Here is a 25,787-nt window from a genome sequence, read left to right on the forward strand (position 1 = left end):
TATCTATTTTCGCCATTTTATAAACATATTATGCAGCACTTTTTATATCTCTGTTGTTGTATGAGCTTTTATCATCGCTATGAGATTTACTTACAATCATTTACAATAAGCCAAATTTTTAATTGAGCATATTTTGGTGAGTAATACATCATCTAGCCTAAAACGTGGTCTCAAAAATCGGCATATTCAGCTTATTGGTATGGGTGGAGCGATTGGCACAGGTCTATTCTTAGGCTCAGCACATATTATCCAAACCGCAGGACCATCTATCATTTTAGGCTATGCAATCGCAGGGTTCATTGCATTTCTTATTATGCGACAACTTGGCGAAATGATTGTTGAAGAACCTGTTGCAGGTTCATTTAGCCATCTTGCATATAAATATTGGAGTCCATTTGCAGGCTTCTTTACAGGCTGGAACTATTGGATTGTTTACTTACTTGTTGCAATGACTGAACTCACCGCCGTTGCACAATATGTTCATTATTGGTGGCCTCACATTCCTTCTTGGGCTTCTGTACTATTTTTCTTTATTCTAATTACAGGGCTAAACCTCACGAGTGTAAAACTCTTTGGGGAATCAGAATTTTGGCTTGCACTCATTAAAGTTATTGCTGTTATTGCCATGATTGTTTTTGGAATTTATCTACTCATAACAGCAACACCTGCAACAGGTGAGTCATTTTCTAACCTATGGACACATGGTGGTTTCTTCCCACATGGGTTTGAAGGCCTATTTTATATGTTGGCTTTTATTCTTTTTGCTTTTGGGGGAATTGAACTCATAGGAATGACGGCAGCTGAAGCAGATGACCCAAAAAAATCTATTCCTCAAGCCATTAATCAGGTTGTTTTTAGAATACTTCTTTTCTATATATGCTCTTTGGCCATTTTGCTATCTTTAGTTCCATGGAATCAATTACAGCTAGGTAGTTTAGAAAAAAGTCCTTTTGTACTTATCTTTAGTAAACTTGGCTTTCAATGGGCAGCACATTTACTCAACTTTATTATCTTAACTGCTGCTTTGTCTGTATATAACAGTGGTATGTTTGCCAATAGCCGTATGCTCTTTGGTTTAGCAGAACAAGGAAGTGCACCTAAAGCTTTATTAAAAACCAATAAACAAGGCATACCTTACTATTGTGTTCTGGTTTCAGCAGCACTTATATTCTTCTGCGTTCTATTAAATTATTTTGCTCCCGAGAAAGCTTTAAGTCATCTCATGTACATTTCTGTCGCAGGTTTAGTTTTAAACTGGACAATGATTACAATTACGCATTTAAAGTTTCGTAAATTTAAGCAAGCTCATGCTCAAAAGACCTCTTTTCCTGCATTATGGTCACCTTTAAGCAATTATTTGGTGCTCATTTTTATTGCATTGGTGCTATACATCATGTGTCAAAAAGGTTTTGCAGAATCTGTTGTATTTATGCCAATTTGGACAGCGATTTTATATTTATTCTATCGCTTTAAAAGGTCATCAGACTAAGGCATATATATTTATATTTCGTTTTTACTTCAAAATTTAATGAGTCATATTACCTGTGAGCAATAAAACACCTGAACTACATCGTGGATTAAAAAGCAGACACATTCAGCTCATTGCAATGGGTGGTGCCATTGGCACTGGGCTATTCTTAGGGTCTGCAAAAGTCATTCAGTCAGCTGGGCCATCTATTATTTTAGGTTATGCCATTGGTGGCTTTATGGTTTTCCTTATTTTACGCCACCTTGGAGAAATGATTGCACATGAGCCTGTCGCAGGTTCATTTAGTCACTTTGCATACAAGTATTGGGGTAAATTTCCTGGTTTCTTAACAGGTTGGAACTATTGGATTTTAAATATTTTAGTTGCCATGACAGAGCTCACAGCTATTGCAAAATATGTTCATTATTGGTGGCCTCATATTCCTGCTTGGGTATCTACTCTTTTCTTCTTCGCTATTATTACGACTGTGAATACACTCAACGTAAAGTTTTATGGTGAGTCAGAGTTTTGGTTATCCATTATTAAAGTCGTTGCTGTGGTTGCCATGATTCTTTTTGGCATATATCTCATCGTCAATGCAGACCCAAGCTCACATGTAAGTGTCTCTAATTTATGGACACATGGTGGTTTTTTCCCACATGGTTTCGATGGTCTATTTTATATGCTTGCATTTATTATGTTTGCATTTGGTGGTATTGACCTCATTGGGACAGCTGCTGCAGAAGCAGAAAATCCGAAAAAAACAATTCCAAAAGCGATTAATCAAGTTATTTTCAGAATTTTTATCTTTTATGTTGGTACACTTGCGATTTTATTATCGCTCATTCCATGGAACGAGCTACAGCTAGGTGGCTTAGATAAAAGTCCATTTGTCATTATTTTTAGTCAGCTTGGCATTGATTGGGCTGCACATTTACTCAACTTTATTATTCTTACTTCTGCACTTTCTGTTTATAACAGTAGTATGTTTGCCAATAGTCGTATGCTATTTAGCTTAGCAGAGCAAGGAGATGCACCTAAGTTTTTTGCTCGTATTAATAAAAATGGTACACCCATTATTGCAACACTTTTTGCCTCTGCAATAATTTTTGGTTGTGTACTTCTTAACTACTTTGTTCCAGAGCAAGCGCTTGGGCACCTAATGTATATTGTTGTTGGTGCTTTAGTTTTAAATTGGGCAGTTATTAGTCTTATTCATCTTAAGTTCAGAAAAGCAATGAAGTCTTCTCATACGAAAACAGATTTCCCTGCTCTTTTTTCTCCGCTTAGTAACTATCTTGCGCTTGGCTTTATTGCACTTATTCTATTTATTATGTGGACACAAGGCTTTAAAGAATCTGTACTGATGATTCCTATTTGGATCGTTCTAATGTTCTTATTTTTTAAATATTTTAAGCAACATAGATAGTTCAATAAAAAAAGTTATTTTCACAATAACTTTTTTTTTCGTCATAACTAAGCTACATTATCTGCTATTAAGAAACTACGCCCTTAGCTTAACTGGATAGAGCAGTTACCTCCTAAGTGACAGAAGTGGGTTCGAGTCCCGCAGGGCGTACCAATTAGAATATTAAACCAAATGCTTTCAGTTGTTTTTCAGCAATATCTGCATTCGTAAAGTGAATGGTTTTAAACCCCATTGCTGATGCAGCCTGTACATTCCCTGCCATGTCATCTAAAAAAACGCTATGCTCAGGAATAACCTGATAGGTATCCATTAAATATTGAAAAATTTCTTTTTGGGGCTTCATCATACCAATTTCAGCAGAAACAACATGACCATCAAAAACATTCCAGAAAGAATAAGTTTCTCTTAAATGACTAACAATTTCTTTTACATTGTCTGTTAAGGCATATAAACGATAGTTTGCCTGAGATAGCTTTTCTAATAGAATATGCGTATTGTAAATTAAAATTTGTGTTTGCTTCACATAATAAAATAGTGCATCTAATGTCACTGAGCTCAAGTGATAGCGTTCAGCATATTCTTGTTTTGCTTCAGCCTCTGTTAACTTACCTAAATTAAGGTTTTTCCAAATATCACCTGCAAAAATGTCTTTCGCTAATTGTTCTGCATTATCAGGAGAACTAAACGTTAAATTAATAATTTCTTTAGGCGCCCATCTCACAAGCACATTGCCAAAATCAAAAACCACCGTATCTATTTTAGACATTACTTTCCCTCTTTATCTTTGTATTTTTCATATTAATTCAATAGTTTGACATCTATATTAAAAAGAAAAGAGCCATATAGGCTCTTTTCTAATCATTAATTCTCGACTGGCATAAAATCTTTTCGTCGTATCATTAAAATAGCAAGACATAAACCTATGACTGCAAATATACCACCCACAACACCAATATATTTCATACCTAAATTCAAGCCAACAATACTGCCAAGCAAAGCACCACCGCCAATGCCAACATTATAAAGCCCAGAATATAGTGACATAGCAACATCAGTTGCATCTGAGGCAAGTTGTAACACTTTAGACTGCATCACAAGGCCAAAAATCATAATGAATATGCCCCATGCCACAGATATTGCCATAATTCCCCATACACTAAATGCAAGGGGTAATAGCAACAGCATACATATAGCTAATCCCGCAATAGAAATGATGGGAAATCCTTTTGGTAATTTTCGACTGAGGCGGCTAAATAAAATTGAACCTAAAATCCCAGATCCACCATAAACTAAGAGTAAGGTTGTGGTCTGATCTGACGTAAAATGTGCAATTTCATCCGTGAATGGTTCGATGTAGCTATACGCTGTAAACTGTGCGACAACAACAATGACAGTTGTAATAAACAAAAGCATTAATGCAGGACGTTTCATTAGAATAGGCAAACTATCAATAGACCCTGTATTCTGACTCGGTAAATGAGGTAACGTTTTCCATAAAATACCTGCTGCAAATACCGCAAGCACTGCAACAATACTAAATGTAATACGCCAACCAAATAGTTCACCAATGACACGACCAAATGGAATACCAAGCACCAAAGCCAAGACCGTGCCCGTAGAGAGCAAACCTAAAGCTTGGACACCCTTCCCTAAAGGTGCAACACGGACAGCGAGTGAAGCTGTAATAGACCAAAATATCGCATGAGCTAATGCAATACCAATACGGCTAATCAATAAAATGACAAAATTTGAAGCGAAACTAGAAATTAAATGACTAAATATAAATAACAAGAAAATAGAGAGCAAAAGCTTTTTTCGCTCCATATGTCGTGTTACCAACATCATCGGTAACGATGCAAGTGCAACAACCCATGCATAAATCGTAATCATTAAGCCAACATGCGCAGCCTCCATATTAAAACTTTTTGCAATATCAGTCAGTAATGCAACAGGTACAAACTCTGTTGTATTAAAAATAAACGCTGCGAGTGCTAATGCAATAACACTCACCCAGCTGCCATCTTGGGCCGGTTGAGGAGTTGTATTCATAGGGCTTTATATATGAGATTAGGATTTTAGTACGTATTTTTTATACGGCTTATATATTTGTAAGTATACAATTCTATGAATAATAAAATAAGACAGTCTGATGATAAAAATGTAAAAATCACATCTTGTTTTTCAATTTTGATTACAATAGTCAAACTTCATAATATTCATTCCAATATCATAAAGATCTGTACTATACGGAACATCTGCTTTATAAACAAAACCATGGTGTTCATAAAAGCATTGGGCTCTCACATTGCTTTTTAAAACACTTAAATACATACTTTTTTGGTCTCTTTCTTCTACGAAATCTAAAACAAACTGTATAAACTTTTTCGCATACCCCTGACCTACAGCTTCTCTTAAAAATAAATTTTTTCTAATTCTGCACATTCACACTTTATATTTGGCTCATATTCATTCAAGTTTACTTTTGCAATCCCAATACACTTTTCAGGTGACTGCATATATAGGAACCAAAACTGATTATTATCATCGAGTGAATGTAGTAATTGTTCATCTGAAAATGAGCCATTCAAAAAGTTCTTAACACCTTGTCGTGTCCAGATTGTAGAAAAATGGTCAATATAACTATGTCTACCAACTTTCTGAATTAGCTCTAAATCTTCATACACTGCTTGCTTAATTAGCATACTCATTTTTTATCATTAATATTAATCAGAACAAGTATATATAACCTTCTTATTTTTCATATATATTCGAACAACATATTCATTGCTTTTGAATCAAATATATTTTACAAAGAAGGTATTCACTAAAGTATATATACATAAAAACTAAATCTTTTTTAAGAATAAGCTTTTATTTTTAAATGCTAAATCTTTTTTAACATTTACTTTAGAATACTTGGGCTTCTACCCCTGTCTCTTTTTTCGCTCCAAGCCGACAGCCAGGAACATATATGACTACGCCAATTCCTTCTATAGACTTAATAGATGCTCTTACTCAAGAATATATAGATAAATCACCAAGTGAAATTTTAGAATTAGCATTAAACCAAGAAGGTGAAATTGCAATTTCCTTTTCTGGTGCTGAGGATGTTGTTCTTATTGATATGGCATACCGCTTACGTAAGCCATTTCGAGTATTTAGTTTAGATACAGGACGTTTACATCCTGAAACCTACCAATTTATAGATGCCGTACGCAAATTTTATAAAATTGAAATTGAAATCTGCTCACCTGAAGCAAAGCCACTTCAAGAACTCGTTACAACAAAAGGTTTTTTTAGCTTCTTTGAAGATGGTCATAGCGAATGCTGCGGTATTCGAAAAGTACAGCCTCTTCGTAAAAAACTCGCAACACTCGATGGTTGGATTACAGGTCAACGTAAAGATCAAAGTCCTACACGTAATGACATTCCTGTCATTCAGTTTGATGCTGGTTTCTCAGGGCCAAATAAGCAGCTTATTAAATATAATCCACTCGCAAATTGGAGCAGCGCCGATGTGTGGAGCTATATTCGCATGATGGAAATACCTTATAACCCTTTACATGAAAAAGGTTTTATTTCAATTGGCTGTGAACCATGTACCCGTCCTGTGTTACCAAACCAACATGAACGTGAAGGTCGCTGGTGGTGGGAAGAAGCCACACATAAAGAGTGTGGCTTACACGCTGGAAATCTAAAATAGCTGATATTTTGTTGCCACTGTTAAAGTGGCATTTTTCTTATTAGCCAAACAAAAACAAATTAAGGATTTAAACTCTGCGTCTTTCACCTTAAACTTATCCTCTTTAAATCATTGAAATGACCAAGAGATTCATAACATGCGTCCATTACATCCGATAGATCTGATATTTTTATCATTGGAAAGAAGACAGCAACCGATGCATGTTGGAGGATTATTTCTCTTCAAGATACCCGAAAATGCACAAGACAATTTTATTCAAAATTTAGTTGCAGATATTAGAGCATCTCAATCGATCCCTATATCCCCATTTAATCACAAGCTAAATGGACTTTTTTGGGATAAAGACTCTGAGTTTGACCTAGACCATCATTTTCGCCATATTTCTCTTCCCCATCCGGGACGTGTTAGAGAACTGCTCGTACATATTTCACAAGAGCATAGTGCGCTATTAGACCGTGCTAAACCACTTTGGACATGCACACTTATCGAAGGTATTGAGGGAAATCGTTTCGCACTTTACTTTAAAATACATCATGCATTGGTAGACGGTGTGGGTAGTATGCGCCTTATGGAAAAGTCATTCGCCAAAGATCCAAATACACACTATATTACGCCACCTTGGAGTATCGAAACTGCTTCAAATAAACTAAAGAAAAATAAATTTAAAGCTGCATTTAATACAGTTAAAAATATCAAAGAACAAATTTCAACAACACCTCAAGTCGTATACCAAGAGCTTAAACAAGCTATGCTACATGATAGAAGGTTCGACCCCAATTATGTCACAAGCTTCCAAGCACCTAAAAGCATACTCAACCAACGTATTAGTGCATCTCGACGTTTTGCCGCACAGTCTTTTGAGTTAGCACGTATACGCGAAATATCTAAACGTTTAGATGTCACATTGAATGATACCATTTTAGCCATTTGTTCAGGCGCACTGCGGCAATACCTGCTTAACTTAAATCAGTTACCAGAAAAGCCTCTTATTGCGATGGTACCTGCCTCTATACGCACAGATGATTCGGCTCTCAGTAACCGTATAACCATGATTCTTGCAAACTTAGCAACACATACACCTGATCATTTAGAACGCCTCTACACCATATCGAATAGTGTACGCACAGCAAAAATGCGTTTTAAACGAATGACTCAGAATCAAATTTTAAGTTACAGTGCTTTTGTATATGCCGCAGCAGGACTCAATATTATTTCAGGAATAATGCCTAAAAAGCAGGCCTTTAATATTGTGATTTCTAATGTCCCGGGGCCTAAAGAAACACTATATTGGAATGGTGCACCACTCGAAGCAATTTACCCTGCATCAGTCATTTTTGATGGACAAGCACTAAATATTACGCTTACAAGTTATTTAGATAAACTTGAAGTTGGCATTGTTGCATGTAGAAAAACTGTACCTAGAGTACAAACTTTATTGTCATTCTTAGAAGATGAAATTCGGCACTACGAAAAATTAATTGACCATAAATAAAAAGCCTTCTTTTTTATCAGAAGGCTTTCATTGGGGGACTTTCGAAACTAAAGCGTGAGTCCCTTTAATTTTTAACTGTACGACACTGCTTCAGCAGTTCAATACACATATCTTGTACCATGGTTGTTGTAATTTGTACTTCTTTGCCCTGTTCATTCACCATGTAGCAATGATTTTGAACTGTTTGGCTGTCATTTAAATTTTGTGTATTTGTTTGCATATAATTCTCATCAAAATATTGCATAATTGCCCCCTTGATTGGCTAAGATAAATACTTCATCTTTGGCTAGCTTAGAATCATAGTATTGAGAAATCACACATAAAAGTAAACAGCCAGTTGTAACAAGGAATAATCATATATTGTTACAATTCTAACCAAAAATGATATCGTATTGCTCTTGCGTATAAAGTGTTTCTACCTGCAACTTTATACTTTTCTCAAGTAAATGAGATAAATCCTGTACTGCAACTGCCTCTTCAGTCAGTAAACGATCAATAACCACGGGGCTTGCAACAACAACAAAGCCTGTTTGATGAGGGTATGTACGTGTAAAACGCATCATTTCACGAAATATTTCATAACATACCGTTTCGGCAGTTTTTACAAATCCACGACCATGACAAGTTGGACACGAATCGCACAATAAATGTTCTAATGATTCTCTGGTACGCTTTCTTGTCATCTCAATAAGGCCAAGCTCAGATACTTGCGTAATTTTTGTCTTTGCATGATCTTTTTCTAATACAGCTTCAAAATACTTCAATACCTCTGCACGATGTATTTCTTCTTGCATATCAATAAAGTCAATAATAATGATGCCACCCAAGTTTCTAAGGCGTAATTGACGCCCGATAACTTCCGTTGCCTCCATATTGGTACGATATACTGTATCTTCTAAGCTTCTCCCACCCACGTAAGAACCTGTATTCACATCAATCGTGGTCATTGCTTCAGTTTGGTCTATCATCAAATAGCCACCAGATTTTAAAGCAATGCGAATCTGTAGCGCCTTTTGAATATCTTCTTCAATATGATGTACATCAAATAAAGGCTGATCCTCTACATAATGGACTAGACGGTTCTCCATTTGCGGCATGAATTCTGATATAAATTCTTTGAGCTTGATAAATACATCGTCTGAATCGACATAAATTTTTTCTGTCTTGTCTAAAGATAAATCACGCACTACACGCTGCGGTAAAGGTAGTTCCTCAAAAACCAAAGAGGGTACGAGTAGACTTCTTTTTTTACGCTGAATATAGTTCCATAGCTTACTTAAATAAGCCATATCTTGGTCTATAGCAGCCTCATCAATCCCTTCTGCTGCTGTACGTACAATGACACTTCCCGGCAATAAATACTTTGTTTTTATATTTTCAATAATATGGCGTAGCCGTTCCCGCTCTTCTTCAGATTCAATTCGCTGTGAAATACCAATGTGGTTGCCAAAAGGCATAAGAACCAAGTAACGTGAAGGCAAAGAAATATCTGTTGTTAAACGTGCGCCTTTTGTACCAAGCATGTCTTTCATGACCTGCACAGTAATAATTTGACCCTGTTGCAACAGCTCAAAAACATTCGGGGTGGTTTTTCCTTTAGGCCACACCATATCATTTATATGTAAAAAAGCTGTTCGTGATAAACCGATGTCTACAAATGCTGCCTGCATCCCGGGTAAAACACGTACTACTTTTCCTTTGTATATATTGCCAACTAAACCTCTTTTTAAAGTTCGTTCAACAAACACCTCATTGACAACTCCATCTTCAGTTAATGCAACACGACATTCCATCGGTGTGGCATTAATGAATAGCTCATCAGACATAATTAACTCAAAATGTTATAAAAATATTTTTTAAGCAGTTAATTTAGTGCCTTAACTGCCTTTAATAATTTAACCGTCTCATGTAAAGGTAATCCAACAACGTTGGTATAACTCCCTTTAATTGTGGGAATATATTTTGCTGCGATGCCTTGTATCGCATATGCACCTGCTTTACCTACAGGTTCTCCTGTTTGCCAATAGCTTTCCATATCGCTTTGGCTAAGTTGCTGAAATGTGACTTGCGTTTTTACAACACACTCATGCACTTCATTTTCTGCAATGACACAAATACCCGATAAAACATCGTGCTCACGCCCAGACAATGCCTGCCATATTTCAAATGCATGCACTCTCGATTGTGGTTTACCAATAATAGAACCATCTAAAGAGATACACGTATCAGCAGCTAAAACAATGCGGTCATGAAACTGTTGGGCTACACTTCTTGCTTTCTCATAAGCGACGCGTTTCACATAGGTTTCAGCAGATTCACCCAGTTTTAATGTTTCATCTATATCCGCACTAAAAATATCAAAATCAATTTCTAACTGCTCTAAAAGTTCAGCACGTCGTGGTGAACCTGAGGCTAAAATTAAACGCGCCATTTTTTTAAACTATAATATAAAATTGGCCAAAAGATAATGCTACTTACTGCAGGTGGCCAACGTCTCATTAGTGGGTAGTCTGCATCTGCCATAATTTGACCGACCCATATAAAAAGAATATAGGCAATAATTGCAATAATAGCAATCACCCATAAATTTAAGAACGTTAAAACGCGCCTTTCTCTTATAAAATAACGAGCAGCAAATGAGATAAGAATATATGCCAATGCATTTTGACCAAGCGGTGCATCTACCAATAAATCTGTAAAAATCCCCATGGTAAATGCAAACCAAACACCACACCAACTTGGCTGACAAAGTATCCAAAAAAGCGTTACCATCATCATGATGGCTGGTCGCCAAGCTGCCACATCATAAGATACAGGATAAACTGTAATCACAGATGCAACTATTGCAGAGAGAATAATAAAGATTAAGGGATCTTTTCTTTTTGCAGGTTTATAGTTAGCTATTAACATATGGCTGCTCCTTTGCCAAAGAGTCTGAAAATAGAACAACCACATAATGACCACCAGCCAACTGAGCAGATGGTGTAATGTCAATTTGAGCAAACTCACCCGCATTTTGTCGCTGTATTTTCGATACAGTGCCTACAAGATACCCTGCAGGAAAATGCTCACCTAAACCTGAACTATAAACATTATCTCCAACTTTTAGATCTGCACTGGTTGGGACATATTGCATTTTTAATGTGCCAAGATCACCCGTTCCAGAAACAATCGCTCGCATTCCTGTTCGCTCTATACGCACAGAAAGAGAACTTTCCTTGTCTGATAAAAGTAAAACACGTGCATTATGCTGTGAAACATTAATGACCTGGCCCATAATTCCCTTATCATCAAGTACAACTTGTCCTTGGCGTAAATGATCTGCAATACCACGATTAATCACAATAATATGTCTTAAAGGATCTGTATCCGTACCAATAACTTCCGCAATTTCCATACGACCATCAATAATCAATGGCGTATCTAATAACCCACGTAAACGCGTATTTTCAGCAGACAATTCCGATAATTTTTGTAAGCGTACTTGTGCTTGTAATAATTCAGCCTGCATTGCCGTATTTTCACGGCGTAATTGTTCTTCAGATTTTGTTTGCTGACTCAACCACTCTCGCGACATTATTGGATAACTTGCAACGGTATAAATTGGATTATACAACGAATACATGACATCCCTTGCTGGTTGTACCACATGTGGCATACGCCAATCGAAAAATAGCACTGCTACACATGTGATGACCGCAATAATAAATGAGCGAAAAGATGGCGGTTGTCTTGAAAAAATATTCGGTTGCACCGCCTCACCCTATATTGATGAATTATCCAACAAAAAGCATGTCATGATTTGGATTATCGAAGAATTCTAAGACCTTACCACCACCACGAGTTACACATGTTAAAGGATCTTCAGCAGCAACCACAGGCAGACCTGTTTCTCTAGCAAGAAGCTTATCTAAGTTACGTAATAATGCACCACCGCCTGTCAGAACAATACCACGCTCTGCAATATCGGAAGAAAGTTCAGGTGGGGTTTGCTCTAAAGCAGACTTCACAGCACTCACAATACTTTGCAGTGGATCTGTAATCGCTTGCATTACCTCTTCTGAACTCACGGTAATAGAACGAGGTACACCTTCAGCAAGATTACGACCACGAACTTCAATTTCTAGTTTTTGGTTATTTTCTTCAGCAACCGCCATACCTACTTCTTTTTTAATCAGTTCGGCAGTTGTTTCACCAATCACACAACCATGTGCTTTACGTACATAATTAATAATTTGCTCATCAAAAACATCACCACCTATACGCAGAGAGTCTGCATATACACAGCCTTGTAGTGAAATAATTGCAATTTCTGTTGTACCGCCACCAACATCAACAATCATTGAACCACATGCCTGCTCCACAGGTAGGCCTGCACCAATTGCAGCAGCCATTGGTTCTTCAATTAGACGTACATCACGCGCACCTGCATTGTATACAGCTTCACGAATTGCACGGCGTTCAACAAGTGTTGACTTACATGGTACACAAACCACAACACGAGGCGCTGGCGGGAAAAGACGCTTTTCATGCACTTTACCAATAAACTGATTCAACATGGTTTCAGTTACTTCAAAGTCAGCAATTACGCCATCTTTCATTGGTCGAATTGCAGAAATATTAGCCGGCGTACGACCAAGCATCTGTTTCGCATCTAAACCAACAGCAGCTACAATTTTTTGTGAGCCACTATGACGGATTGCCACAACCGTTGGTTCATTTAATATAATGCCTCGTCCAGGCGCATAAATAAGTGTGTTCGCTGTACCTAAGTCAATAGCGAGATCTGGCGAAAACAAGCCAATTAGTCGTTTTAAAATCACGGGTCGTTCCCAGTTTCTACAAATATGGACGCAAGTTGGCAACTTTAACTAAATGTGATGATTTGAACAAGTCAATCGCTTATCATATAACACGATATTTCAATTTTTTTTGATACTGACTAGGTGATGTTATGTCTACACCAGATGCACAGCATTCAGATTTTAATGCTCAAACCATTACGAGTATTGCCAATCTTGCTCGATTATCGCTCAATGATACGCAATCTAATGCATACGCACAAAGTCTAAATAAAATTTTAGACATGATGGATACATTAAAAGAGATTAATACAGATGGTGTTGAACCACTAAGAAGTCCATTTAATAGCCCGCAGCCATTACGCCAAGATACAATTTCAGAGAGCAACCATCGTGAGGAATATCAAGAAGTTGCACCATCAACACAAGATGGTCTATACCTTGTACCTCGCGTTATTGAGTAATACTTTCCGATCACTTTAATTATATAGAATATACTATGACAGATTTACATCGCTTATCTATTCGCGAACTTTCTCAGGGATTGCAACAGCGCCAGTTTTCATCTCGCGAATTGACAGAACACTATTTAAAACGCATTGACAAACTTGATACACAACTTAACAGCTATATTACAGTAACAGCAGAGCAAGCTCTAAATGCAGCAGATGCAGCAGATGCCCTACTAAAATCTGGTGAAGCGTCTGCACTTGCAGGTATTCCAATTGCACATAAAGATATTTTTTGTACAAAAGGAGTTCGTACTTCTGCAGGTTCAAAAATGCTCGATAACTTCATTTCGCCATATGATGCGACTGTAGTTACAAAAACCAAACAATCTCATCTCGTTACTTTAGGAAAAGTAAACATGGATGAATTTGCAATGGGTTCAACATGTGAAAATTCATATTATGGCGCAACTAAAAACCCTTGGAATTTAGATTACGTTCCGGGCGGCTCTTCAGGAGGCTCTTCAGCGGTTATTGCTGCCGGTTTAGCACCATTTGCAACAGGTACAGATACGGGAGGCTCAATTCGCCAACCTGCATCATTTTGTGGTCTTACAGGTCTAAAACCGACATATGGTCGCGTTTCTCGCTACGGTATGATCGCATTTGCATCATCACTCGACCAAGCAGGTCCTATGGCACACTCAGCAGAAGACTGTGCGTACCTAATGAATGTCATTGCAGGTCATGATGAAAAAGACTCTACATCTGTTGAAACACCTGTAGACGACTATGTCAGCAACCTCAATAAAACCTCATTAAAAGGTTTACGTATTGGTATACCAAAACAGTATTTTGAAGTTGAAGGTTTAAATGCTGAAGTTAAAGCACGTGTTGAAGAAGCACTGAAAAAACTTGAAGAACTTGGTGCAATTCTTGTTGAAGTTGACTTAACTATGGTTGAGTCATATGTACCAACATACTACCTTATTGCACCTGCAGAAGCTTCTTCAAACTTATCTCGTTACGATGGTGTACGTTTTGGACATCGCTGTGAAAACCCACAAGATCTAGATGACCTTTACAGACGTTCACGCTCAGAAGGTTTTGGTGAAGAAGTACAACGTCGTATTCTTATTGGTACTTATGCACTCTCTGCTGGATTCTACGATGACTATTACGTCAAAGCACAGAAAGTTCGTCGTCTTATTCAGGAAGACTTCTTAAAAGCATTTGAACATGTTGATGTGATTGCAGCACCATCTGCACCAACAACAGCCTACAAAATTGGCGCATCACTCTCTCCTGTAGAAATGTACTTAGGCGACCTATATACACTTGCTGTTAACCTTTCAGGACACCCAGCAATCAATGCACCTGTTGGCTTCGATCAAAATAATCTGCCTGTAGGTCTACAACTTATAGGTAATTACTGGTCTGAGTCTCAACTACTTTCAGTTATACACCAATATCAACAAGCAACTGACTGGCATAACAAACGATCTGCTATTGCTGAGGAGAATGTATAATGGCAAAACTTATTGATGGTTGGGAAGTTGTCATTGGCTTAGAAATCCATACTCAGCTCAACACAAACACAAAAATATTTTCTGGCTCAAGCATTGAGTTTGGTGCTGAACCGAATACACAAGCAAGTCTTGTTGATTTGGCTATGCCCGGCGTTCTTCCTGTCCTCAACAAAGAAGTCGTAGATAAAGCGATTTGCTTTGGTTTAGGGATTGATGCAGAAATTGATCGTGCTTCTGTCTTTGCCCGTAAAAACTACTTCTACCCAGACCTACCAAAAGGCTATCAAATTAGTCAAATGGATAACCCTATTGTAGGCAAAGGTCACATCGACATTCACCTTGAAGATGGCACAACAAAACGTATTGGTGTAACACGTGCCCACCTTGAAGAAGATGCAGGTAAATCTTTACACGAAGATTTTGAAGGCATGACAGGGATTGATTTAAACCGTGCAGGTACACCACTGCTTGAAATTGTTTCAGAACCTGATATGCGCTCAAAAGAAGAAGCAGTTGCTTACGTACGCGCCATTCATACGCTTGTACGCTGGTTAGGCATTTCCGATGGTAATATGGCTGAAGGTTCTTTCCGCTGCGACTGTAACGTATCTATTCGCCAACCGGGCGATGAGTTTGGTACACGTTGTGAACTGAAAAACATCAACTCATTTCGTTTTATCGAAAAGGCGATTGAAGTTGAGATTGAACGTCAAATTGATGTTCTAGAAAGCGGCGGCAAGATCATTCAACAAACACGTCTTTTTGACCCAAACAAGTTAGAAACACGTGCAATGCGTACAAAAGAAGAAGCAAATGACTATCGCTACTTCCCTGACCCAGACTTACTGCCTGTACGCATTTCAGAAGAGCAAATTCAAGCGATCCAAGCAGATATGCCTGAACTCCCTCAAGCACGCCGTGAAAGATTCATAGAAGCATATCAACTTACTGAATATGATGCGCGCGTGCTGACACTCAGCCGTGAACTCTCAGACTTCTTTGAAGAAACAGTAAAAGCCGCAGGTGGTGCGAAAAATGCAAAACTTGCAGCCAACTGGGTCATGGGCGAACTTTCAGGTGCACTCAATAAAGCAGATTTGAGTATTGACCAATCGCCTGTTTCAGCAGTGCAATTGGGTGGCATGATCGCTCGTATTGTCGACAACACAATTAGTGGAAAAATTGCAAAGCAAGTCTTTGGCTTCATGTGGGAAAGCAATGGTTCATCTGCCGACCAAATTATTGAAGAAAAAGGCTTAAAGCAAGAAACTGACACAGGTGCAATCGAAGCAATCATTAAAGAGGTACTTGCTGCCAACGAAAAAATGGTTGAAGAATATAAATCTGGTAAAGAAAAAGCATTTAATGGCTTAGTGGGTCAAGTAATGAAGGCTTCACGTGGTAAAGCCAATCCAGCACAAGTAAACCAGCTCATGAAGCAGTTGCTTGGCTAATTATTTCTTTTTATTATATAAACCTCGCTTCATGCGGGGTTTTTTATTTTCAAAAATACAATGGGGGTTAACTTATATATACTATGGCAAAATTTTTAAATACAAGTGCAACAAACTACTACCTTGAAGAACTTATAAAATCAGCAAAAGAACGTGTGATTTTAATAAGCCCTTTCCTAAAACTAAATGATCGAGTTAAAGAATTACTTGAAGACAAAAACCGTCTAAAAATTGATATTCGCATTATTTATGGAAAAAGTGAGCTACAACCTGAAGAAATTAATTGGTTAAAAGAACAAGAATATATACGTACAAGCTTTTGTAAAAATTTACATGCAAAATGTTATATCAATGAAGATCGGGCAATTATTACAAGTCTAAACCTCTATGAATTTAGCCAAATTAATAATAACGAGATGGGTATTCTAATCGGCAAAGATGCTGATAATGAGTTATATAAAGATACATTTGAAGAAGCACAGCGCCTTATCCGAATTAGTGATGAAATTCGAATTTCATTAGAAAAGATTGAACATGCTCAATTAGAGGTACCAACGAACACTGAAAGTGATACACCGAACCAGACCACAGCATATAGTAAAATAACCACATCCAAACTTGCGACAAAGCTAGGATTCAAGACTGCTGAATTGCTTGAAAAACTAGAGCAAAAAGGTTTTCTAATTAAAAAAGAAGATAACTACTACTTAACAGATCTCGCAAAAAACTTGGGTGCCGAATTTAAAAAAGGAAAATTTGGTTACTTCTTCTTATGGCCGGAAGCTATTGAATCTAAAGTATGAAACCAATCTCATGCCACTGTTAAAAGTGGCATATTTACTATAAAAATACCATTAATCTTAAAGTAATATTAATGGTATTTATATTTAAAAAGTATTAATAAAACACATTTCCATAAATAAAAATAAATATTGTCTATAATTCCAACAACTTACTTCACAATTGGCAAAATGCTATATACAACTACATAAAATGTGAATATAATCACACTTATTGATTAATCATCAAACTAATTTTAGAGTTGACTTGCATTTTATTCCAAGATATATATCAGATAAATTTGGAATAACTATCAAGATAGTTCTAAGTTTTCAAAAAAGGTATCATTTCAATGTGTTTATTTATTTTTAAAACATATTAAAATGATACCTTTTAAATATCTTATGATTTAAGATTATTTAAAAGGAACTACTGTACTCGTTACAGTAAAATATCAAACATTTTTATTTGGGATGTTTCGAAATCGAAACACTTTTTAGCGAATTTTTTCGCATTTTATATGATTCTATTAACTCAAATTAACAGAATCAGTTTTAATTCTTTGGAGAAGCGGCAATGGCTATTAAATTAGAAGTTTTAAGTGACGAACTTGATGGTTTTATCGCAGCATCACTTGTAGATAGCGAAAGTGGTTTACCTCTTGCAACTGAAGGTACAGGTATTGACTTAGACCTTGCATCTGCAGGAAACACTGAAGTAGTTCGTGCAAAAAGAAAAGTTGCACAATCTCTTGGCCTAGATGATACCATTGAAGATATCCTAATTACTTTGGCTGAACAGTATCACTTGATTCGCCCATTAAAAGGTAACAAAGACTTATTTTTATATATCGCTTTAGATCGTAAAAAAGCAAACCTTGCAATGGCTCGCCATGTATTAAAGAAATTTGAGACTCAATTAGATTTCTCATAAGTTTTATAAGCATAATATTAAAAAGCGAATAAATATTTATTCGCTTTTTTTATATAAAAAACCTTTACGGCATATCTGCACCAACAGCAATAATAACACCTACACAAAAAAGTAAAGCATACAGTGCAAACCAAAAAATCATACGATTAAAAGCCTTTTTTGAAATTTTACTATCTGCATACTGTGGTGGTTTTCTCGAAACATCTTCTTTCATGTCAGTTCTCATCACTTGCAATATAAATATTATTATCTAAAGATTAGTAACAAACATGTAGATACAGTTTTTGATTAAAAAACTATAACAGATTCCACCTATATACCTTATTTTCTAACAATCTGTTATAACTTACTTATGATTTAACAAAAATTTAATGATTATGTATAAGTCTGAAAAGCTTGTTCAACATATTAAACAACTGATTGAAAATGGTAGCTACTCAGCCAATACCAAGCTACCTTCTCTTCGAGCTCAGGCACAAGTAACTGGCTATAGTCTCATGACTATTTTAAATGCATATCAAACATTAATCGCTGAAGGACGAGTATACTCAAAAGAAAAATCAGGCTTCTTTATTTCAGAATATAATTATAATACCTATCAAAAAACCAATACAGTAGAAACATCTCAACCTCAGAAAATTAAAATAAACTCAAAAGTATTCTCTTATCTCAAACAAACTCAGGCATCTGATTATATTTATTTTAGCTCTGCCTTCCCTGATGAACAGTGCCTTTACAATACAAAGATTATGAAAATATTGGCACATTATGCACAACAAAAACCAATAGGTACGACAAATAAGAATATGCCTCCAGGTAACTTAAAGCTACGCCAACAAATAGCCAACCGTTATATTTTACAAGGTATTCCAACGCAAGCTGATGACATCATTATTACATCAGGTGCACTAGATGCTCTTAATTTAGCATTACAAACACTCACCCAAACAGGCGACTATATTTTATTACAAGACACCATTTTTTATGGAGCATGGCAAGCTGCTGAACGCTTAGGACTACAGGTAATTACCTTACCTACACACCCACAATATGGGTTTAATTTGCAAGCATTTGAAGACCTATTACAAGCTTACCCCATTAAAGTTTGTTCGTTCATGCTTAACAGTCATAATCCGATAGGCTTTACTGTAAATGATAAAATTAAAGAGAAAATTGCTAGTTTATTAGAAAAATATCAGGTTTATCTTATTGAGGATGATACCTATCAAGAGCTTTATTATTTTGGTCAAAAACCCCTACCAATGTGTTATTTTGAGCACCAAAACCGCGTATTACACTGCTCATCTTTTTCAAAGGTTCTTGGCGCAAATATTCGCATTGGTTGGGTACGCACAGAAACATTCTCAGAGAAAATCCAACACTTACAACTTATGAGTACCCTTGCAGCAAATACATTAATTCAAGAAACTTTAGCAAATTTCATTGCAACACCTTATTACGATAAGCATTTACAAAAACTGAGAAAACAACTTTATCAAAGAAAGAACCTACTCTACCACTTATTACTAAGATACCTTCCTTCCTCATGCCATATTCATTATTATTCAAGTGGCTATTTTCTATGGATAGAACTACCCAATCACCTCAATAGCACGGCGTTATTTCAAATACTTTTAAGTCAAAATATTGGTATCACACCAAGCCACCTTTTTAGTATTCATGAAGTACCGCACAACTACATTCGAATAAACAGTTCATTTCATATGGACTCTCAGCATAAGCAAGCCATTATCTCGCTTGCTCATGCCATCAAATACCTTATATATCAGAGAATGCCTGCGCTATTACATTACTTTAAAACTGACTCAAATGCTTTTAGACGCTTATGAATTGAAAGTAACTCAATGATGGTTTTCCAAGAATTGATTAAATATTGAAAAGAGCCCCGAACCCTATCAAATACATTACTAATTTGGGTCAATAACCCTAATGTCAGTGCACCTGAAGCAATGGATGGAAATAAAACAACTAAACTAAATAAAATATCAAGTTGTAAGTACCAAATGCTTATTAAGTTAAAATATGCATAATGAAAGTACAGCCTAAAATAATTCACCTGCACATTAGAAAATAGGTCTTTCAACTTTACAGGTTGCGCATAGGCATCACTATCTTCACCATATACAAGTTCTTTACGATAAGCAGCTTCAACTTTTTGGTTATTAAATTCAAGTCCCGGAAGCTTAATACCTACAGCCATCATTAAAATTGTACCAAATAAAGACCAGAAGATTGCTGCCCATACAAGACCATGTGAAACCTCTCCCACAATAGGTAAAACCTTTACATGTTCTGATAACTGAAACAATACGGGCATGAATGCAATAAGTACCATAATGGCATTGATAAAACTAACACCTAAGCTCTCCATAATAGAAGCGAAGCGCATGGTATCTTCCTGCACACGCTGAGAAGCACCTTCCATATGTCTCAGCTTTGCCCAGTACTGAATATAATATTCATTCATTGCCGTGCGCCAACGAAAAATATAATGGCTTGTAAAAAATGAATTAACAATTGCAACCGTGACATAAACCATAGCAATATATACAAACGCTAATGTTCCAGCATAAAGATCTTGAACCTTACCACCTTTATTTGAAAGCATATTCTGGATTAAATCATAAAACGGGTTATACCACTCATTTAGGGTTACATTTACTTGAACACTAAACCAAATATTAAATAAAATAAATGCAGAACCCCAGATAGACCATGCATGCCACTTATGCTTTGCAATAATCTTCCAAAAACTTGCAAAAACAAGTACAGAAACAAAAAACCAAATATAAAACCAAATAAATGCTGGATATAGAAAACGACTAATTCCTATAGGTAAAACAGCTTTTTCATAGCCAGGTTTAAACCCAATATAAGTACCCCAATGTTGACCACCGAGATACCATAAACCAATACTCACAGCAGCCCATAGAAGCGCAGATAAAAAAAAGCGACGAGGCGCTGGGAAAAAAGACTCAAACATAAATTAAATAATTCCCAAAAATATCTTATATAGCCAATAATAATAAAAGCCATACATCCTATTTTTAATATGTATAAACACTATTAACTATTTTGACATTAATATTTAATACATCAGAATCATTTTTGTAACTGGTCTAATAGCACTAGTATTTCTCGTTTAATTTAACTATATTACGCTCAAACAAATATCCTAAAGTTAATGTATATCGAACTTAGCTTTAATTTACGCTAAAAAATATAAATTAAGCTATTTTTCAGATAGATATACTTTTATAGCCTTTTCAATTTGTACTACAACGCAGACTATAATACATTTATGTCTTCAGCTAAGTGTGCCCCTTTTTTAAAGTGAAGTTTTTATGTATGCACTTATTATCATCGGAATATTCTTTGCTAGCCTAGCTTATACTTACTGTCGTGGTCATGTCCGTCTTAAACTTTCTAGACAATTATTTGACCATTCAACATTTTTAGGCCCAGTCAATATGTTTATGACTGGTTTCTCTAAACTGCCGAACAAGCCTTTTTTCGACCTGAAGGACTTTCCCGAACTACAACCATTACAAGATAATTGGGAAATAATTAGAGAAGAAGCACTTCAACTAAATACACAAATCAAAGCAGCAGAAAGTAACAATGATGCAGGCTTTAACACTTTCTTTAAAAGAGGATGGAAACGATTTTATCTCAAGTGGTATAAAGAAACTCATCCATCTGCACAACAACTTTGTCCTAAGACAGTTGAAATATTAGAAAAAATTCCTTCAGTAAAAGCTGCAATGTTTGCAGAACTACCTGCAGGAAGCTACCTTGGTAAACACCGTGACCCATATGCGGGATCTGTACGTTATCATTTAGGACTATCTACACCCAACAGCCCTGAATGTTTTATTGAGGTAGATAATGAGCGCCATAGTTGGAGAGATGGAGAAGCCACTTTATTTGATGAAACTTATGTACATTGGGCACAAAATAAAACAGACCAAACACGTATTATTTTATTCTGCGATATCGAACGCCCAATGAAATGGTCTTGGGCACAAAGTTTCAATCATTGGTTTGGTAGAAATGTGATGGCTGCTGCGAGCTCTCCAAATGATGCTCAAGACAAAACAGGTGGCATCAATAAAGCATTTAAGTACCTATATGCTATTCATATGAAAGGGCGCGCACTCAAAGAAAAAAACCGATCTATGTACTATTTCACAAAATGGGCGCTATTTTCTACGATCATTTTGCTAATTCTATTACCAAGTTTCATTTAAAATATAACGAAAAGCAGATGCAATACTTTGTATCTGCTATTTTTTAAGTAATAATATATAGAAAGATACACTGACTTTAAAAGATCAGATAAACTCTTAGTGTTTTACTGATGTTATCGTTTACCATCACAAATGGTAAATGAAACCTATAACATACAACGCTTTCGGTGATACTCTTTACGATATCGAGTTCATAATATTAGGATCCACAATGACTGATAATGCAACAATCTTGCAAAACATACCTGTAGGGCAAAAAGTTGGTATCGCCTTCTCTGGTGGTTTAGATACATCTGCAGCATTACTTTGGATGAAGCAAAAAGGCGCGCAACCTTATGCTTATACTGCAGACCTTGGCCAACCTGACGAAGATGACTACAACGCTATTCCAAGAAAAGCTGAACAATATGGCGCTGATAAAGCCCGATTGGTTGACTGCCGACTTCAACTTGCTTTAGAAGGTATTGCTGCAATTCAATGTGGTGCATTTCACATCAGTACAGGTGGTGTACCATATTTTAATACAACACCTTTAGGTCGTGCTGTTACAGGAACAATGCTTGTTACAGCAATGAAAGAAGATGATGTAAACATCTGGGGTGATGGCTCTACATACAAAGGAAACGATATTGAACGTTTCTACCGCTATGGCCTACTTACAAACCCTGCACTTAAAATTTATAAACCATGGTTAGACCAACAATTCATTGATGAATTAGGCGGCCGTGCTGAAATGTCACAGTTCCTAATTGATAATGGCTTTGACTATAAAATGTCTAAAGAGAAAGCCTATTCAACAGATTCAAACATGCTTGGTGCAACACACGAAGCAAAAGATCTTGAATACCTCGATGCAGGTATCAAAATTGTTGAACCAATCATGGGCGTTGCTTTTTGGCGTGATGATGTCGAAATTAAACCAGAAGTTGTTACAGTCACTTTTGAAGAAGGTATGCCTGTTGCGCTCAATGGTACTCGCTTCGACAACCCTGTAGACCTCATTTTAGAAGCAAATAAAATTGGTGGTCGTCATGGTTTAGGTATGTCAGATCAGATCGAAAACCGTATTATTGAAGCAAAATCTCGCGGTATTTATGAAGCGCCGGGTATGGCATTACTTCATGCTGCTTATGACCGCCTTGTAACAGGTATTCATAACGAAGATACGATTGAGCAATACCGTATTAATGGTTTACGTCTAGGTCGTCTACTTTACCAAGGTCGTTGGTTTGATTCACAAGCACTCATGCTACGTGAAACAGCACAACGTTGGGTTGCAAAAGCGATTACTGGTCAAGTGACTTTAGAACTACGCCGTGGTAATGACTACAGCATCTTAAATACAGAGTCTCCAAACCTTACTTATGAAGCTGAACGCTTAACTATGGAGAAAGGTGACTCAACATTTACCCCAATGGATCGTATTGGTCAATTAACCATGCGTAACCTAGATATTATTGATACACGTGCAAAACTTGGAATCTATAGCCAAACTGGGCTACTTTCAATTGCACAAGGTTCTGCTGTACCCCAGCTTGAAACTAAAAAGAAATAATATGAAAAAAAACTGCTCTAAGTGAGCAGTTTTTTTTATCTGTTACTTCTAATTTCTTTCATGTGCATCAATTCAAGAAAGACAGCATTATGCTTTTTTGAGTTTATGCATTATCATTTATTTTATTTTTAGTTTGAAAAGACATTGAATACAATAACACTGACTCAGCCAGACGATTGGCATGTCCATTTAAGAGATGGTCTTGCACTTGAACGTACAGTACCTGATTTAGCAAAACAATTTCGTCGCGCAATCTGTATGCCTAATCTTGTACCTCCTGTCAAAACAGTAGATGAGGCAATCGCATACCGCAATCGTATTATGCAGCATGTGCCAGAGGGAAATTTATTTGACCCTCGTATGGTACTTTATTTTACAGATCAAACGCCTCCAGATGAAATAGCTAAAATCAAAGCATCAAACTGTGTAAATGCAATTAAACTTTACCCTGCTGGCGCAACAACCAATTCGGATAATGGTGTCAGTGATATTCGCAAAGTTTATGCCACTATTGAAGAAATGGAAAAACATCAAATTCCATTACTACTTCATGGTGAAGTTACCCATAAACATGTTGATATTTTTGATAGAGAAAAACGCTTTTTAGATGAAGTTCTTTCTCCTTTAATTCAACAATTCCCTGATTTAAAAATTGTACTTGAGCACATTACAACAAGCGATGCTGCAAACTTTGTACTTGAGCAAAGTAAAAAAGTAGCTGCAACAATTACACCTCAACATTTGCTATTTAACCGTAACGACATGTTGGTGGGTGGTGTAAAACCTCACTTGTATTGTCTGCCAATATTAAAGCGTCAAACACATCAAACCACACTCCTTGAAGTGGCAACAAGTGGCAATCCTAAATTCTTTTTAGGGACAGATAGTGCCCCTCATGCACAAAATGCGAAAGAAAATGCATGTGGCTGTGCAGGTTGTTACAGTGCACCTACTGCAATTGAACTGTATGCACAAGCATTCGATCAAGTGGGTCGTATAGAACGTCTTGAAGGATTTGCAAGTCATTTTGGTGCTGATTTCTATGGACTACCTCGAAATACAGATACCATTACACTCAAAAAAGAAGATCAAGTTATTCCTGAACGTCTAGACTATTTAGAAGATCAGCAAATTATTCCACTCTATGCTGGACAAACCATTCAATGGAGAAAAGTGTGACATCAGCAGAAAATGTCCCTGTTATTGGCCAACGATTTCGTGGTTTTCTACCTGTTGTTGTAGATGTTGAAACCGCAGGATTTAATGCTCAAACAGATGCTCTACTTGAAATCGCATGTATTCCTATCGTATATAACGATAAAGGTATTTTTGTGCCGGGTGAAGCAATACATGCACATATTAACCCTTTTGAAGGTGCAAACTTAGATCGTCGCTCTCTAGACTTTATTGGTATTGATCCTTTTAATCCATTACGCATGGCAATGGCTGAAGATGAGAAAAGTGCATTAAAACGCATTTTCAAATCACTGACAGAAGTGCGCCGTCAACAAAAATGCTCACATGCGGTTTTAGTTGGACACAATGCACACTTTGACCTTGGCTTTTTACGCGCAGCGATTGATCGTACAGGTACAAAAAACCAGAATCCTTTCCACAGCTTTTCTGTATTTGATACCGTTACTCTTAGCGCAGTCATGTTTGGACAAACAGTGCTTGCAAAATCTTGCATTCAGGCAGGTATTGAGTTCGATGGCAATGAAGCACATTCTGCACTCTATGACACAGAAAAAACTGCTGAGTTATTTTGCTATATTTTAAATAAGTTAGCACCTCACGTACTTGACAACCTACTATCTTCGACATAGAATGGCGCCTCTTCTATACGTCCCTATCGTCTAGAGGCCTAGGACATCGCCCTTTCACGGCGGTAACCGGGGTTCGAATCCCCGTAGGGACGCCAG

At 36.7% G+C, this 25,787-nt stretch carries 26 protein-coding genes and 2 tRNA genes; 16 read left to right on the forward strand and 12 right to left on the reverse strand.

Features of this window, described 5'->3' with window-relative positions:
* Positions 1-136 precede the first annotated feature (136 nt).
* The 3 genes from P256_RS04795 to P256_RS04805 all read left to right on the forward strand — a co-directional run bounded on the left by P256_RS04795 (position 137) and on the right by P256_RS04805 (position 3,050).
* Positions 137-1,489, forward strand: a complete 1,353-nt coding sequence (locus P256_RS04795; protein WP_023272556.1) for an amino acid permease — start codon at positions 137-139, stop codon at positions 1,487-1,489.
* Positions 1,490-1,544: 55 nt separating this feature from the next.
* Positions 1,545-2,897, forward strand: a complete 1,353-nt coding sequence (locus P256_RS04800; RefSeq protein ID WP_023272557.1) for an amino acid permease — start codon at positions 1,545-1,547, stop codon at positions 2,895-2,897.
* Positions 2,898-2,974: 77 nt separating this feature from the next.
* Positions 2,975-3,050 (forward strand) — tRNA-Arg (locus P256_RS04805).
* 1 nt (position 3,051) lies between these two features.
* On the opposite strand, the gene P256_RS04810 is transcribed toward P256_RS04805, so the two are convergent.
* From P256_RS04810 to P256_RS12970, 4 genes are all read right to left on the reverse strand, one after another.
* Positions 3,052-3,663: an HAD family hydrolase gene (locus tag P256_RS04810; RefSeq protein WP_023272558.1), complete on the reverse strand. Its 612-nt coding sequence runs from the start codon at positions 3,661-3,663 to the stop codon at positions 3,052-3,054.
* Between the two features lie 95 nt (positions 3,664-3,758).
* Positions 3,759-4,946 carry a sugar transporter gene (locus P256_RS04815; RefSeq protein WP_023272559.1) on the reverse strand — a complete coding sequence of 396 codons (1,188 nt, stop codon included), beginning with the start codon at positions 4,944-4,946 and terminating at the stop codon, positions 3,759-3,761.
* Positions 4,947-5,078: 132 nt separating this feature from the next.
* Complete coding sequence (locus tag P256_RS13480) at positions 5,079-5,339, reverse strand: GNAT family N-acetyltransferase (RefSeq protein WP_023272560.1); 261 nt, start codon at positions 5,337-5,339, stop codon at positions 5,079-5,081.
* Complete coding sequence (locus P256_RS12970; protein ID WP_023272561.1) at positions 5,309-5,605, reverse strand: hypothetical protein; 297 nt, start codon at positions 5,603-5,605, stop codon at positions 5,309-5,311. The genes P256_RS13480 and P256_RS12970 overlap by 31 nt, the downstream gene beginning before the upstream one ends.
* A 263-nt stretch (positions 5,606-5,868) precedes the next feature.
* On the opposite strand from P256_RS12970, the gene P256_RS04825 reads away from it, so the two are divergent.
* The gene (locus P256_RS04825; protein ID WP_023272562.1) at positions 5,869-6,600 is read left to right on the forward strand and encodes a phosphoadenylyl-sulfate reductase; all 732 of its coding nucleotides are present in this window, start codon (positions 5,869-5,871) and stop codon (positions 6,598-6,600) included.
* A gap of 136 nt (positions 6,601-6,736) precedes the next feature.
* Positions 6,737-8,092 (forward strand): WS/DGAT/MGAT family O-acyltransferase, encoded by a 1,356-nt coding sequence (locus P256_RS04830; RefSeq protein WP_023272563.1) that lies wholly within the window; start codon positions 6,737-6,739, stop codon positions 8,090-8,092.
* A 64-nt stretch (positions 8,093-8,156) separates the two neighbouring features.
* Here the strand turns inward: P256_RS04830 and P256_RS04835 are convergent, their stop codons facing one another.
* The 6 genes from P256_RS04835 to P256_RS04860 form a co-directional block, all read right to left on the reverse strand.
* A complete protein-coding gene (locus tag P256_RS04835; protein WP_023272564.1) occupies positions 8,157-8,336 on the reverse strand; it encodes a PA1571 family protein in 180 nt (59 codons plus the stop codon).
* 127 nt (positions 8,337-8,463) lie between these two features.
* Positions 8,464-9,918 (reverse strand): ribonuclease G, encoded by a 1,455-nt coding sequence (rng, locus tag P256_RS04840; protein WP_023272565.1) that lies wholly within the window; start codon positions 9,916-9,918, stop codon positions 8,464-8,466.
* A gap of 38 nt (positions 9,919-9,956) precedes the next feature.
* Positions 9,957-10,523 carry a Maf family nucleotide pyrophosphatase gene (locus P256_RS04845; protein WP_023272566.1) on the reverse strand — a complete coding sequence of 189 codons (567 nt, stop codon included), beginning with the start codon at positions 10,521-10,523 and terminating at the stop codon, positions 9,957-9,959.
* Entirely contained in the window at positions 10,511-11,002 is a 492-nt protein-coding gene (gene mreD, locus P256_RS04850) for a rod shape-determining protein MreD (RefSeq protein WP_023272567.1), read from the reverse strand. The genes P256_RS04845 and mreD overlap by 13 nt, the downstream gene beginning before the upstream one ends.
* Positions 10,989-11,846: a rod shape-determining protein MreC gene (gene mreC, locus P256_RS04855; protein WP_023272568.1), complete on the reverse strand. Its 858-nt coding sequence runs from the start codon at positions 11,844-11,846 to the stop codon at positions 10,989-10,991. Before mreC ends, mreD begins: the two co-directional genes overlap by 14 nt.
* A 22-nt stretch (positions 11,847-11,868) precedes the next feature.
* Entirely contained in the window at positions 11,869-12,915 is a 1,047-nt protein-coding gene (locus P256_RS04860) for a rod shape-determining protein (protein WP_023272569.1), read from the reverse strand.
* Between the two features lie 131 nt (positions 12,916-13,046).
* On the opposite strand from P256_RS04860, the gene gatC reads away from it, so the two are divergent.
* The 5 genes from gatC to P256_RS04885 all read left to right on the forward strand — a co-directional run bounded on the left by gatC (position 13,047) and on the right by P256_RS04885 (position 18,039).
* On the forward strand, positions 13,047-13,358 hold the full coding sequence (gene gatC, locus P256_RS04865) for an Asp-tRNA(Asn)/Glu-tRNA(Gln) amidotransferase subunit GatC (RefSeq protein ID WP_023272570.1): 312 nt from the start codon (positions 13,047-13,049) through the stop codon (positions 13,356-13,358).
* Between the two features lie 35 nt (positions 13,359-13,393).
* Positions 13,394-14,872 carry an Asp-tRNA(Asn)/Glu-tRNA(Gln) amidotransferase subunit GatA gene (gatA, locus tag P256_RS04870; RefSeq protein WP_023272571.1) on the forward strand — a complete coding sequence of 493 codons (1,479 nt, stop codon included), beginning with the start codon at positions 13,394-13,396 and terminating at the stop codon, positions 14,870-14,872.
* Positions 14,872-16,326: an Asp-tRNA(Asn)/Glu-tRNA(Gln) amidotransferase subunit GatB gene (gene gatB, locus P256_RS04875; protein WP_023272572.1), complete on the forward strand. Its 1,455-nt coding sequence runs from the start codon at positions 14,872-14,874 to the stop codon at positions 16,324-16,326. The genes gatA and gatB overlap by 1 nt, the downstream gene beginning before the upstream one ends.
* An 83-nt stretch (positions 16,327-16,409) precedes the next feature.
* A complete protein-coding gene (locus P256_RS04880) occupies positions 16,410-17,129 on the forward strand; it encodes a phospholipase D family protein (protein WP_023272573.1) in 720 nt (239 codons plus the stop codon).
* 553 nt (positions 17,130-17,682) lie between these two features.
* Complete coding sequence (locus P256_RS04885; RefSeq protein ID WP_023272574.1) at positions 17,683-18,039, forward strand: roadblock/LC7 domain-containing protein; 357 nt, start codon at positions 17,683-17,685, stop codon at positions 18,037-18,039.
* Between the two features lie 64 nt (positions 18,040-18,103).
* On the opposite strand, the gene P256_RS13280 is transcribed toward P256_RS04885, so the two are convergent.
* Positions 18,104-18,253, reverse strand: a complete 150-nt coding sequence (locus P256_RS13280; RefSeq protein WP_023272575.1) for a hypothetical protein — start codon at positions 18,251-18,253, stop codon at positions 18,104-18,106.
* Positions 18,254-18,416: 163 nt separating this feature from the next.
* On the opposite strand from P256_RS13280, the gene P256_RS04890 reads away from it, so the two are divergent.
* Positions 18,417-19,889, forward strand: a complete 1,473-nt coding sequence (locus tag P256_RS04890; protein ID WP_051353561.1) for an aminotransferase-like domain-containing protein — start codon at positions 18,417-18,419, stop codon at positions 19,887-19,889.
* Here the strand turns inward: P256_RS04890 and sbmA are convergent.
* Positions 19,850-21,043, reverse strand: a complete 1,194-nt coding sequence (gene sbmA, locus P256_RS04895; protein ID WP_023272577.1) for a peptide antibiotic transporter SbmA — start codon at positions 21,041-21,043, stop codon at positions 19,850-19,852. The genes P256_RS04890 and sbmA overlap by 40 nt on opposite strands.
* A 361-nt stretch (positions 21,044-21,404) precedes the next feature.
* Here sbmA and lpxO point away from each other — a divergent pair, with 361 nt between their 5' ends.
* From lpxO to P256_RS04920, 5 genes are all read left to right on the forward strand, one after another.
* On the forward strand, positions 21,405-22,310 hold the full coding sequence (lpxO, locus tag P256_RS04900; RefSeq protein ID WP_023272578.1) for a lipid A hydroxylase LpxO: 906 nt from the start codon (positions 21,405-21,407) through the stop codon (positions 22,308-22,310).
* Between the two features lie 196 nt (positions 22,311-22,506).
* Positions 22,507-23,865, forward strand: a complete 1,359-nt coding sequence (gene argG / locus P256_RS04905) for an argininosuccinate synthase (protein ID WP_171068512.1) — start codon at positions 22,507-22,509, stop codon at positions 23,863-23,865.
* A 144-nt stretch (positions 23,866-24,009) separates the two neighbouring features.
* A complete protein-coding gene (gene pyrC, locus P256_RS04910) occupies positions 24,010-25,044 on the forward strand; it encodes a dihydroorotase (protein ID WP_023272580.1) in 1,035 nt (344 codons plus the stop codon).
* Positions 25,029-25,691 (forward strand): ribonuclease T, encoded by a 663-nt coding sequence (gene rnt, locus P256_RS04915; RefSeq protein WP_040331650.1) that lies wholly within the window; start codon positions 25,029-25,031, stop codon positions 25,689-25,691. The genes pyrC and rnt overlap by 16 nt, the downstream gene beginning before the upstream one ends.
* 19 nt (positions 25,692-25,710) lie before the next feature.
* Positions 25,711-25,786, forward strand: a tRNA-Glu gene (locus tag P256_RS04920).
* Position 25,787 lies beyond the last annotated feature (1 nt).

The organism is Acinetobacter nectaris CIP 110549, from assembly GCF_000488215.1.
In the GTDB taxonomy this organism is placed as follows: domain Bacteria; phylum Pseudomonadota; class Gammaproteobacteria; order Pseudomonadales; family Moraxellaceae; genus Acinetobacter; species Acinetobacter nectaris.

What these genes read in the sequence shown, in the direction of transcription:
- P256_RS04880 (WP_023272573.1), top strand. Translation starts at nt 16,410, where the DNA reads ATGGCAAAATTTTTAAATACAAGTGCAACAAACTACTACCTTGAAGAA.
- P256_RS04890 (WP_051353561.1), top strand. Translation starts at nt 18,417, where the DNA reads ATGTATAAGTCTGAAAAGCTTGTTCAACATATTAAACAACTGATTGAA.
- P256_RS13480 (WP_023272560.1), bottom strand. Translation starts at nt 5,339, where the DNA reads ATGTGCAGAATTAGAAAAAATTTATTTTTAAGAGAAGCTGTAGGTCAG.
- gatC (WP_023272570.1), top strand. Translation starts at nt 13,047, where the DNA reads ATGTCTACACCAGATGCACAGCATTCAGATTTTAATGCTCAAACCATT.
- P256_RS04835 (WP_023272564.1), bottom strand. Translation starts at nt 8,336, where the DNA reads ATGCAATATTTTGATGAGAATTATATGCAAACAAATACACAAAATTTA.
- mreD (WP_023272567.1), bottom strand. Translation starts at nt 11,002, where the DNA reads ATGTTAATAGCTAACTATAAACCTGCAAAAAGAAAAGATCCCTTAATC.
- P256_RS04830 (WP_023272563.1), top strand. Translation starts at nt 6,737, where the DNA reads ATGCGTCCATTACATCCGATAGATCTGATATTTTTATCATTGGAAAGA.
- P256_RS12970 (WP_023272561.1), bottom strand. Translation starts at nt 5,605, where the DNA reads ATGAGTATGCTAATTAAGCAAGCAGTGTATGAAGATTTAGAGCTAATT.
- P256_RS13280 (WP_023272575.1), bottom strand. Translation starts at nt 18,253, where the DNA reads ATGAAAGAAGATGTTTCGAGAAAACCACCACAGTATGCAGATAGTAAA.
- lpxO (WP_023272578.1), top strand. Translation starts at nt 21,405, where the DNA reads ATGTATGCACTTATTATCATCGGAATATTCTTTGCTAGCCTAGCTTAT.
- sbmA (WP_023272577.1), bottom strand. Translation starts at nt 21,043, where the DNA reads ATGTTTGAGTCTTTTTTCCCAGCGCCTCGTCGCTTTTTTTTATCTGCG.
- gatA (WP_023272571.1), top strand. Translation starts at nt 13,394, where the DNA reads ATGACAGATTTACATCGCTTATCTATTCGCGAACTTTCTCAGGGATTG.
- P256_RS04815 (WP_023272559.1), bottom strand. Translation starts at nt 4,946, where the DNA reads ATGAATACAACTCCTCAACCGGCCCAAGATGGCAGCTGGGTGAGTGTT.
- P256_RS04810 (WP_023272558.1), bottom strand. Translation starts at nt 3,663, where the DNA reads ATGTCTAAAATAGATACGGTGGTTTTTGATTTTGGCAATGTGCTTGTG.
- P256_RS04845 (WP_023272566.1), bottom strand. Translation starts at nt 10,523, where the DNA reads ATGGCGCGTTTAATTTTAGCCTCAGGTTCACCACGACGTGCTGAACTT.
- rnt (WP_040331650.1), top strand. Translation starts at nt 25,029, where the DNA reads ATGGAGAAAAGTGTGACATCAGCAGAAAATGTCCCTGTTATTGGCCAA.
- gatB (WP_023272572.1), top strand. Translation starts at nt 14,872, where the DNA reads ATGGCAAAACTTATTGATGGTTGGGAAGTTGTCATTGGCTTAGAAATC.
- P256_RS04885 (WP_023272574.1), top strand. Translation starts at nt 17,683, where the DNA reads ATGGCTATTAAATTAGAAGTTTTAAGTGACGAACTTGATGGTTTTATC.
- rng (WP_023272565.1), bottom strand. Translation starts at nt 9,918, where the DNA reads ATGTCTGATGAGCTATTCATTAATGCCACACCGATGGAATGTCGTGTT.
- P256_RS04825 (WP_023272562.1), top strand. Translation starts at nt 5,869, where the DNA reads ATGACTACGCCAATTCCTTCTATAGACTTAATAGATGCTCTTACTCAA.